The sequence below is a fragment of the Psychrosphaera sp. B3R10 genome (genome assembly GCF_018861025.1).
GTDB lineage: Bacteria > Pseudomonadota > Gammaproteobacteria > Enterobacterales > Alteromonadaceae > Psychrosphaera > Psychrosphaera algicola.
In genome coordinates, this window is sequence record NZ_JAHKQH010000047.1 from 1 (window position 1) to 10,728 (window position 10,728).

The 10,728-nt window shown below is 42.5% G+C and carries 8 protein-coding genes and 1 tRNA gene; 3 read left to right on the forward strand and 6 right to left on the reverse strand.

The window, feature by feature from the left end; all coding sequences use genetic code 11:
- Positions 1-434: 434 nt before the first annotated feature.
- From KO525_RS19465 to pepA, 5 genes are all read right to left on the reverse strand, one after another.
- Complete coding sequence (locus KO525_RS19465; RefSeq protein ID WP_215965522.1) at positions 435-635, reverse strand: hypothetical protein; 201 nt, start codon at positions 633-635, stop codon at positions 435-437.
- Between the two features lie 9 nt (positions 636-644).
- Positions 645-1,505, reverse strand: coding sequence for an SPFH domain-containing protein (locus KO525_RS19470; RefSeq protein ID WP_215965523.1), 861 nt, complete (start codon positions 1,503-1,505; stop codon positions 645-647).
- Positions 1,506-1,754: 249 nt separating this feature from the next.
- Complete coding sequence (locus KO525_RS19475) at positions 1,755-4,613, reverse strand: valine--tRNA ligase (protein ID WP_215965524.1); 2,859 nt, start codon at positions 4,611-4,613, stop codon at positions 1,755-1,757.
- Between the two features lie 31 nt (positions 4,614-4,644).
- Positions 4,645-5,118: a DNA polymerase III subunit chi gene (locus KO525_RS19480; protein ID WP_215965525.1), complete on the reverse strand. Its 474-nt coding sequence runs from the start codon at positions 5,116-5,118 to the stop codon at positions 4,645-4,647.
- Between the two features lie 9 nt (positions 5,119-5,127).
- Positions 5,128-6,633, reverse strand: a complete 1,506-nt coding sequence (gene pepA, locus KO525_RS19485) for a leucyl aminopeptidase (RefSeq protein WP_215965526.1) — start codon at positions 6,631-6,633, stop codon at positions 5,128-5,130.
- Between the two features lie 316 nt (positions 6,634-6,949).
- Between pepA and lptF the strand changes: the two genes are divergently transcribed.
- Both lptF and lptG read left to right on the forward strand, forming a co-directional pair.
- A complete protein-coding gene (gene lptF, locus KO525_RS19490) occupies positions 6,950-8,056 on the forward strand; it encodes an LPS export ABC transporter permease LptF (protein WP_215965527.1) in 1,107 nt (368 codons plus the stop codon).
- 1 nt (position 8,057) lies between these two features.
- Entirely contained in the window at positions 8,058-9,134 is a 1,077-nt protein-coding gene (gene lptG / locus KO525_RS19495; RefSeq protein WP_215965528.1) for an LPS export ABC transporter permease LptG, read from the forward strand.
- Positions 9,135-9,193: 59 nt separating this feature from the next.
- Here the strand turns inward: lptG and KO525_RS19500 are convergent, their stop codons facing one another.
- Positions 9,194-9,703 (reverse strand): RDD family protein, encoded by a 510-nt coding sequence (locus KO525_RS19500; protein WP_215965529.1) that lies wholly within the window; start codon positions 9,701-9,703, stop codon positions 9,194-9,196.
- 166 nt (positions 9,704-9,869) lie between these two features.
- On the opposite strand from KO525_RS19500, the gene KO525_RS19505 reads away from it, so the two are divergent.
- Positions 9,870-9,954, forward strand: a tRNA-Leu gene (locus tag KO525_RS19505).
- Positions 9,955-10,728 lie beyond the last annotated feature (774 nt).

A 10,728-nucleotide genomic window follows, 5' to 3' on the forward strand; every position in this document is an offset into this window, starting at 1 on the left:
ATTTAACCAAAATGGTATTATGTGATTCCTCTGCATTCGGTTGGAGGTTCTGAATATCGCTCAGGCTGACTCATATTACAAGCTTTGGGGATGACGTTTTTTCTAGAAAAACACGTTTTCACACCTAAAGTTCTGACTGCATATTACTTCGTCTAAATCCCCCTTAGTTGAGATTTATATCTCGAAGTGAACGGCAGGGACGCCGTTGCAAGGAATGTTTTCATGGACGAAATTACATTCCGTCTTCGACGATAATATAAATCTTAAATAAGGATTAGGGATTTGGTCGAAAGCGGCTCTTTTGGTTACTTTTCTAGCTGTTGAGAAAAGTGACTCGCCTTTAGGCGAAAAGCCGCCTGCAAGGCACAAATACCACGTCAGCATGGTCGACGCAGTCGAAATAGCCGCCCGCAGGGCAAAGAAAAACACTATTTCTAGTGTTCTTCAGGGTCATTGTCCTTTACTTCAATTTGCACTTTTTCCACTAACTTCACTCGTCCCGAGTCCACTAACGCTTGGCGCAGGACGTACTCAATTTGAGCATTCACACTGCGTATTTCGTCGTCGGCCCAACGTTGCATCGCTGCAAGAACGTCGGGGTTTATTCTAAGTGGGTAGCTCTTTTTTTTAGTCATCTGCAATCCTTAATATAAGGAACCCGCATTCACTATTGGCTGTGCATTTTGGTCGCCACACAATACCACTAACAAATTGCTCACCATGGCGGCTTTACGTTCTTCGTCTAGCTCAACAATATTTTTTGCCGAAAGTTGTTCAAGTGCTAAATCAACCATACCGACCGCACCTTGTACAATTTTTTCACGGGCAGCAATTATTGCTGTCGCTTGTTGACGTTGTAACATCGCATGGGCGATTTCAGGGGCATAAGCCAAATGACTGATTCGAGCTTCATGCACTACCATACCGGCATTTTCAAGGCGGTTTTGCACTTCTATTGTTAATGCATCTGAAATCACTTGTGGGTCACCACGGAGTGAAATTGAACCTTCTTCGTAGATGTCATATGGGTAGCTAGTCGCTAAATTCCTAAGGGCGGCTTCAGATTGAATGCTAACGTAACTTTCGTAGTCATCAACTTCAAACACCGCTTGAGCAGTATCATTCACAGACCATACGATTACCGTTGCAATTTCAATTGGGTTACCTTGGTTGTCATTAACTTTTAACTGGCCGCTCTCAAAGTTTCTGATCCTAAGAGAAATATTGCGACGCATAAATAAAGGTATTGTCCAACGTAATCCCGTTTCTTTAACTGTGCCTACGTAGGAGCCAAATAAGGTTAGTACCCGGGCTTGTTTTGGCTGAACCATAAAAAAGCCTGGGTACATCAAACCGACTAAAATTGTCAGTAATAATGAAATACCGCTAAATTGGTTGGAGTGAATGCCGCCTGACACAACATTTGACCCAAGTACGAAACTCAGTACTGGCAACACAACAATCATGATGTAACCAGATATTGAAAAACCGTTTTTCTCATTCATAACTTTTCCCTCTTTCTCAGCTGTGCATTTACAGCAATTTTTTCTGTTGATACTCATTCCAATTTTGATAAATCATTTTGCTCGGCAAGGATAAAACCTAAAAACAGAACTAATGATATCAAAGTGATATCACTTTAGATCCATTTTTGAATATTGGCAAGGATCATTTCCGGTAAAATGCTAAATAAAAAGCAAAAAAAAGCCCGGAGCGTTATTCTCCGGGCTTTCCCAATTCAAACTATTACTAGATTAGATAGCTTCAATCTCTGCATACTGAGCTTTTAAACGAGCCACAAGTTGCTCTGCTTCCGCTTGTTTTGCTTTTTCTTTAGCAATAACGGCTTCAGGGGCGTTGCTCACAAATTTTTCATTTGATAACTTACCAACCACTCGCGACAACTCTTGATTGGCTTTATCGAGTGCTTTACTCAAACGTGCCAACTCAGCGTCTTTGTCGATTAATCCAGCCATTGGAATTAACACTTCCATATCACCAACTAAACCCGTCGCCGAAGCAGGTCCTTTTTCGTCTTTTGCTAAAACGTCGATAACATCCAGTTTCGCAAGAGATTTTAAGAATGACTTATTCGCGTCAAGTTTCGTTTGGTCATCGGCCGACATGTTACGAAGTAATACGTTAAGTGGTTTGTTAGGAGATAAATCCATTTCGCCACGAATGTTACGAATAACTAAGATGAACTGCTTCAACCATTCCACGTCGGTTTGCGCTTGTTGATCAATTTCACTGTCAATAACCAAAGGATATGGTTGTAACATAATGGTTGAATCCGCAGGAGCCGCATTTGCCGCAAGTGGGTTCACTCGCTGCCAAATAGTTTCAGTGATATATGGCATAATTGGATGCATTAGGCGTAATAACGTCTCTAAAACATCAACTAGTGTTTTTCTGGTAGCACGCTGCTGAGCTTCATTACCTTTAAAGATAATTGGCTTTGTCAGCTCCAAGTACCAGTCACAGAATTGGTTCCATGTGAATTCGTACAACGTATTTGCCGCAAGGTCAAAACGGTAATTATCAAGCTGCTCACGAGTTGTTTTAACTGTGACTTGCAGTTGGCTGCGGATCCAGCGGTCAGCTAATGAATAATCAAGCTCGCCACCTTTAGCACCACAATCGTGTTCTTCGGTATTCATCAATACGTAGCGACTGGCATTCCACAATTTGTTGCAGAAGTTACGGTAACCTTCAAGACGTTTCATGTCCCAATTAATGTCACGTCCCGTTGACGCTAATGCCGCGAGAGTGAAGCGCAGTGCATCTGTGCCAGATACTTCCATCCCCTCTGGAAATTGCTTCTTAGTACTTTTAGCAATTTTTTCAGCCATCTTAGGCTGCATCATGTTACCGGTACGTTTTTCTAGCAGCTCGTCCAACTCAATGCCGTCGATGATATCAAGTGGGTCAATTACGTTACCCTTTGATTTCGACATCTTGTCGCCGTTTTCGTCGCGGATAAGACCGGTAACGTAAACGGTTTTAAATGGTACTTGAGGTTTGCCGTTTTCATCTTTGATGAAGTGAGTCGTCATCATGATCATTCTGGCAACCCAGAAGAAAATAATGTCAAAACCGGTAACCAATACGTCCGTTGGGTGGAAAGTTTTTAAGTCTTCTGTTTCTTCAGGCCAACCTAGTGTCGAGAACGTCCAAAGTGCTGAGGAGAACCATGTATCTAATACGTCGTTGTCTTGTGTTAGTTTTACATCGTCGGCAATGTTGTTTGTTGCGCGAACTTCTGCTTCGTTGTTGCCAACATACACTTTCCCAGACTCGTCATACCAAGCTGGAATACGGTGTCCCCACCACAATTGACGTGAAATACACCAATCTTGAATGTCGCGCATCCAGGCAAAATACATATTTTCGTATTGCTTTGGCACAAACTCTATGTCGCCGTTTTCAACGGCTTCAGTGGCAGACTTCGCCATAGATTCAACACGGACATACCATTGGTCAGTCAACATAGGTTCGATAACAACACCACCACGGTCGCCATAAGGTACTGTTAGATCGTGATCTTTAATTTCTTGTAATAGACCTAACTCGTCCATTGCTGCAACAACGGCTTTACGCGCTGCAAAGCGTTCCAGCCCCTGAAATGCGTCTGGTAATTCAGTGCTGTATTCGGTAGATAGCTCGCCTTTGGTGTCAAAAACTTCTGCTTCTTGACGAATGTGGCCAACAAAATCTAAAACGTTAATCATAGGCAATGCGTGACGTTTACCAACTTCATAGTCGTTAAAGTCATGGGCTGGGGTGATTTTCACACAACCCGTGCCTTTTTCCATATCGGCATGATCGTCGCCAACAATGCGTATACGACGATTAACAATCGGTAAGATAACCTCTTTACCAATTAAATCTTTATAACGTTCGTCCGCAGGGTTAACCGCAACTGCAGTGTCACCTAACAACGTTTCTGGACGAGTTGTCGCAACAACAAGAAAATCTTTACCTTCCGCCGTTTTTACGCCATCCGCCAGTGGATAGCGGAAGTGCCACATAAAGCCCTTTTTATCTTTGTTTTCAACTTCAAGATCTGAAATGGCGGTTTGTAATTTTGGGTCCCAGTTTACAAGACGTTTACCGCGATAAATGAGGTCGTCGTTGTAAAGATCGATAAAGACTTTTTCTACGGCTTTAGATAAACCTGGGTCCATCGTGAAACGTTCACGTTCCCAGTCAACAGAGTTGCCTAAGCGACGCATTTGTTGGGTGATAGTACCGCCTGACTCTGCTTTCCAGTCCCAGACTTTTTCGATGAATTTTTCACGGCCTAATTCAGCACGTGACGTTTCGCCTTCTGCTGCAAGCTTACGCTCAACAACCATTTGCGTGGCGATACCGGCGTGGTCGGTACCCACTTGCCATAATGTATTAAACCCATCCATGCGCTTATAACGGGTAAGTGTATCCATGATAGTGTGTTGGAACGCGTGTCCCATGTGCAAGCTACCCGTTACATTTGGTGGTGGGATCACTATGCTATAACTTTCGCCTTCGTTTGAAGGTTTAAAGTGTCCCTGCTCTTCCCATTTTTGATAAAGAGTTTGTTCGATACTACTTGGATTGTAGGTTTTATCCATGATGATAATAGCCTTGAAAAAATGTCATTTCTTAAACGATGGATTCTGGAATTGGATTCGTGCTTAATTGGAATCCAGCCTGTTTGAGCTGCTTATAGCGCTCGCGAGCTGCCGCTTTACCTGCTTCATCAGCCGGTACAAAGTCGTGCCACTCTGATAATCCTTTAATTTTTTTATAGAAGTCTGGTATTTGCTCACAGGTATTGATGAAACAATTGCGCCGTAAATTACTGGCCTCCCAATTGATCTCAAGAGGTGTACCGTAATGCGGGCCTTCACCTGGCAAATTGTGTGGAATAAAGCGGCTTGCATCAAACTGCCACAGCCACTCATCCATCACATGGGCTTTGTCTTGATCATCAACGCCCATTTGGATCTTTTTATTCTGACGAAATAAATCCGCCGCTAACACACAGGCAAAATGCAACATCGGCGTAACCGATTCTGCATTTGGCGATTGTGGCACTTTGTGCTGGTCGTTTAACAACCAAAAAACGGCGTTCATTTAAATCCTTTATTGCTCGACGCTAATGCCAGCACGATTCATTAAAAATTGGGTTAACATAGGTACAGGTCGTCCGGTTGCGCCTTTGTTTGCGCCGCCACTTACCCAAGATGTCCCTGCAATGTCTAAGTGAGCCCAATTGTATTTTTTGGTAAATCGAGACAAGAAACACGCCGCAGTAATTGTGCCGGCATCACGTCCACCTAGATTTGAAAAGTCTGCAAACGGACTTTCAAGTTGATCTTGGTATTCGTCCCACAACGGTAAACGCCATGCTCTGTCGCCACTTTGCTCTGATGCATTCAACAGCTCGTGCGCCAATGGATTGTGATTACTCAATAACCCTGATGCATGTTTACCTAAGGCAACAACACAAGCGCCGGTAAGCGTTGCAACGTCAATAACCAATTCTGGGTCGAAGCGTTCAACGTAAGTTAACGCGTCACATAATACCAAACGGCCTTCGGCGTCGGTATTTAACACTTCAACGGTTTTACCCGACATAGTCGTTAACACGTCACCTGGACGATAGGCCTTTCCGCCCGGCATGTTTTCACAACCGGCCAAAATACCAATAACGTTAAGGGGTAACTTAAGTTCGACCAGTGAACGCATGGCGCCAAGAACACCTGCAGCGCCGCCCATATCGTATTTCATTTCATCCATGCCTGCGCCTGGTTTCAACGATATACCGCCTGAGTCAAAGGTTAACCCTTTACCAACAAGTACGATAGGTGCTTCATCTGACTTGCCACCTTGATAGTTTATTACGGTCATTATTGACTCGTTTTCACTACCACGGCCAACGGCAAGGTATGAATTCATACCCAGTTCCGCCATTTGTGCTTCGCCAATCGCTTCAACCGATACGTTATCGAATTGATCAAGAGCTTGCCCTTGCTCAGCTAAATACAGTGGGTTACAAATATTTGGCGGCATGTTTGCTACGTCACGACATAATTTAACACCGTTTGAAATCGCTAAACTGTGCTCAATCGCGCTTTCACCCAATGGTAATTCACGACGAGTTGGTACGTTAAATACAAGTTTACGTAAAGGACGACGCGCTTCATCTTTTTTGCTTTTTAATGCATCAAAGCTATACAAAGAAGCCAGTGTTGCTTCAACCGCCTGACGGACTTTCCAATAAGTGTCGCGCCCTTTTACATGCATTTCAGTTAAGAAACACACCGATTCCATCGAACCCGTTTCGTTTAGGGTATCTATGGTCTTTTTAATAATTTGACGATATTGGCGTTCGTTTAATTCTCGCTCTTTGCCGCAACCTACCAACAAAACTCGTTCGCTCAATACGTTAGGCACATGGTGCAATAATAAGACCTGACCAGGCTTACCCTCTAGATCACCACGACGTAAAAGATTACTGATGTACCCTTCACTGATCTGATCTAATTGTTCAGCTATTGGCGATAGACGACGCGGTTCATACACACCAACAACAATACAAGCACTGCGTTGTTTTTCTGGGCTGCCGCTTTTTACGCTAAATTCCATGATTTCTCCAAATATAGAGCGAAGGTACTAATGATTTCGGGATCTGATTAGTGTGTCAAAATAACCATTATTTTATGGTATTGTTTCACGTTTAAATCAAAACCGAATTTTAAATTCAAATTAATTATCGGTGTTTCATGGATTTAACATTATAATCCATTGCACAGGTGCTTTATTTAACGTTAACTAAGCTGTTCCCGATAACTTCTGCACTGATTTTTAGTCGATGCGTTTTGAACAATTCTTATAAAAATAAGAAGTTTACTTAAAAATCGGCATATTTCCAGTAAAAGTACAAGTTTTAAAAGGTTTATTTGTGATTATTCTGCGTTATTTAACCGCTGAAGTTTTTAAGTCGCAGTTTGCGGTTTTTCTAGTGTTCATGAGTATTTTCATGAGCCAAACATTTGTTCGAGTTTTGGCTGATGCGTCAGAGGGTAAAATACCCGGTTATCTCGTGCTTTCGATTATCGGCCTAAGATTCCCGCAACTTGCCGCAATTATACTGCCACTGAGCATGTTTTTAGGCGTTATGCTCGCCTATGGACGACTTTATGCCGATCAGGAAATGAGTGTTTTAAAGGCCACTGGTGTATCAGAGTGGTACGTGACCCGTGTCACGCTTGTACTTGCAACTATGGTTGCTATTTTTGGTGGCGTGATCACTATGTACTTAGCGCCACTCGCCACCGAATATGAATACCAAGTGCGCGAAAACGCTGCCGCCGAAGGGGTATTATCGACCCTTACCGCTGGACGATTTCAGCAAGCAGGTAACGTAAATTCAGTTGTCTTTGTGCATGAAATCGAGCGCGACACATCCATGATGAAAAAGGTATTTGTTGCTCAAGGCAATGATAACGGCGTTCAGAGTGTGGTTTATGCCCTTAATGGCCAGTTAAAAGAGCAGGAAAACGGTGAACAAGACTTGGTGCTATCCGGCGGCCAACGTTATTTCTTAAGCGAAGATGAAGCTCCACAGCGATTAACCTTTTCAGAATATCAAATACTGATGGAAGACCAAGCCATCGAACGAAGACGACGGAATTACACAGCTTTGCCTACGTTAGAGTTAATGAAATCAAATGAATTGGAAGCGGTTGCCGAGTTCCAATGGCGGTTAGCGATCCCCCTTACCATTCCTATTCTCGCTATGATTGCCGTACCTCTTAGTTCAGTGAACCCTCGCCAGGGCCGGTTTGGTAAGATCATGCCTGGATTAGGTTTGTTTTTTGCCTATTACATCTTACTTGTTTTGGCTAAATCTGCGCTTGAAGATGGCAAAATACCTCCGCAAATAGGACTTTGGTGGATCCATTTATTTGGATTATTCACCGCTATTTTATTGCTACTCAGAGATCGAAGTTTTGGCGGTAAAGTTCGCAAGTCTTGGTTGTCCTTATCAAGTAAAGGTGGAGCGTAACATGTTACAAATGTCGTTAATTGAGCGTTACGTAGGCCGAACGGTAGTTACTTCGATATTAGTTACCTTAGGTGTTCTCGTTGGCATTAGTTCTCTTTTTCGCTTTATCGAACAGTTAAAATATATTGGACGCGCTGACTTTACGGCAATAACTGCGGGATTATATTCGCTTTATTTAGTGCCTCAAGATATTGAAATATTTTTCCCTATGGCGGCTATGATTGGCGGTTTAGTGGGGTTAGGTGCCCTAGCACAAAACTCTGAACTGGTAGTAATGCAAGCCGTTGGTATGTCTAAAACCAATGTCATCAGTGCGGTTCTAAAAGCAAGTACGGTTCTCATCATTATTATGATGTTCTTCTCAGAATGGGGAGTACCAACCTCAGTAAGAGCCGCTACAGAGTTAAAATCTCAGGCAATAAGCAGTGGTAAAGTCTACAGTGCCGAACAAGGTATCTGGGCCAAAGATACCGATGCCTTTGTTAATATCAAAGAAGTGACAGAAGAAGGTACTCTAATTAAAGTCGAAGTCTTTGACTTTGATCACAACCTTAAACTTAAACGTCAACTCAGCGCTGAATCGGGTGCTTTTGATAACGGTCACTGGGTACTAAATAACGTCGTTATCCGCTCTTGGTTTAACCGACAAATAACAACAGAAACACATGACGTAATGCCCTGGCCGACGGATCTAGCCCCTGATAAATTGGGTATAGTTTCAATTAGACCTGAACGCATGGCCTTTAGTGAATTGCTAGACTACTTAGATTATTTAGAGCGAAATGAGCAAAATGCCAATCGTTATGAGTTGGCCTTTTGGCGTAAAGTTTTTCAACCAATAAACGTAGCGGTAATGCTGTTGTTAGCTCTTTCGTTTATCTTTGGGCCGCTGAGAAGCGTGACTATGGGGGCTCGTATAATTATGGGTATATTAACGGGATTTGCGTTTTTCTTGTTTGACCGAGTATTTGGTTCAATGTCGTTGGTTTATCAAATACCGCCGGTAATAGGCGCGTTTTCGCCAACCTTAGTATTTAGTTTAGTTGCCCTTCGGCTGCTAACCAAAAAGCAAAAGTAACAAATATATAAAGAGATAAACGCGCAGATGAAGTAGAGGCTCGACACCGAGCCTTTTATTTAGTGCGTTTGGTTTGGGTCTTCAACTCCGCGTAAATAAACACGTTTATTGGCTTCTTTAGTCAACAAGACCACTTCCGTATTTGAAATTTTGTCTTGTAGTGACAATTTATTTTTGGGCGTAAACAGTACCAATATATTACCCAATCCACCTAATGCGAAAAGTGCTCTAATAGCTGTTCTTTTTAACGTTAATGGTTTGCCATTAGTGCTTTGAATTTTTAATCTCCAAGCCCGCATCCCCAAAGTTTGGCCCCCGTCGTACCAAAACCAGGTATAAAAGAACCAAGTAACCAAAACCAGTTCTGCTTGGAACCACCACTGATTATTCAAAAATGCCGAATGGTCAACATAGCCATTTAGTTTAATTAATCCATTACCTTCAAGTAAACTGATGACGATAAAGTTCGCAACCGTTGTAAGCATCAACAATGCAATAACGGCAAGCAGATCATAGACAATAACTAACAGGCGTTTAACGAACCCTGCTCGTGGGAAACTATCAGACATGGGACAACCAAATTCAATTTTTAGAATCGCTAGTCTATCAAGTTAATTGCAAATGCCAACTTTCACCGCTCAATCGAACAATATATGGTCAAATAGACAGCAAAACTAAATAAACCACTTGCAAGCCGCTTTGTCATAGTTATAATTCGTCTCGCTTTATTGCTGTGCCGGTGTGATGGAATTGGTAGACATAGGGGATTCAAAATCCCCCGCAGAAATGCGTGGCGGTTCGAGTCCGCCCACCGGTACCATTTGCTTTTCTAGCTTAGGGAAGTAAAAATTAACCGATAATCTCCCTGAGATATCGGTTTTTTTATGCCTGAAATTTGGGATTAAAGTAAAAAGCATAGAAGGTTCGTTATCATAAGTGGACTCGCAGAAATGCGTGGCGCTAATATAAGAGCAGTCCGCCCACCGGTACCATTTGCTTTTCTAGCTTAGGGAAGTAAAAATTAACCGATAATCTCCCTGAGATATCGGTTTTTTTATGCCTGAAATTTAGGTGTACTAACACGTTGTTTTAAAGAAAAACCGTCATTCCAAGTCAACAGAAATACCGTCATTCCCTAGCTTGTAATAAGAGTCGAGCCACAGCGATATACAGAACCTCCAACCAAGTGCAGAGGAAGTATATAATTCGCTTATAATTAGCTCATAATAATCAGAACAAAAAACGTCATCCCAAAAGAGCCTAAGCGATATTAGGGATCTCCAACCAAGTGCAGAGGAGGTTCATAATCCACCTTAAATTGGCTCTCAGTAATCAGAACAAAAACGTCATTCCCTAGCTTGTAATAAGAGTCGAGCCACAGCGATATTAGGGATCTCCAACCAAGTGCAGAGGAGGTTCATAATCCAACTTAAATTGGCTCTCAGTAATCAGAACAAAAAACGTCATCCCAAATCAACAGAAATAACGTCATTCCCTAGCTTGTAATATGAGTCGAGCCACAGCGATATTCAAAACCTCCAACCAAGTGCAGAGGAAGTTATAAATATCAGCAACTCTGAAAATCCTCTAGACA

Bases quoted from the DNA above. Each gene is read 5' to 3' on its own strand.
- KO525_RS19500 (WP_215965529.1), bottom strand. From the start codon at position 9,703: ATGTCTGATAGTTTCCCACGAGCAGGGTTCGTTAAACGCCTGTTAGTT.
- KO525_RS19475 (WP_215965524.1), bottom strand. From the start codon at position 4,613: ATGGATAAAACCTACAATCCAAGTAGTATCGAACAAACTCTTTATCAA.
- lptG (WP_215965528.1), top strand. From the start codon at position 8,058: ATGTTACAAATGTCGTTAATTGAGCGTTACGTAGGCCGAACGGTAGTT.
- pepA (WP_215965526.1), bottom strand. From the start codon at position 6,633: ATGGAATTTAGCGTAAAAAGCGGCAGCCCAGAAAAACAACGCAGTGCT.
- KO525_RS19480 (WP_215965525.1), bottom strand. From the start codon at position 5,118: ATGAACGCCGTTTTTTGGTTGTTAAACGACCAGCACAAAGTGCCACAA.
- KO525_RS19470 (WP_215965523.1), bottom strand. From the start codon at position 1,505: ATGAATGAGAAAAACGGTTTTTCAATATCTGGTTACATCATGATTGTT.
- KO525_RS19465 (WP_215965522.1), bottom strand. From the start codon at position 635: ATGACTAAAAAAAAGAGCTACCCACTTAGAATAAACCCCGACGTTCTT.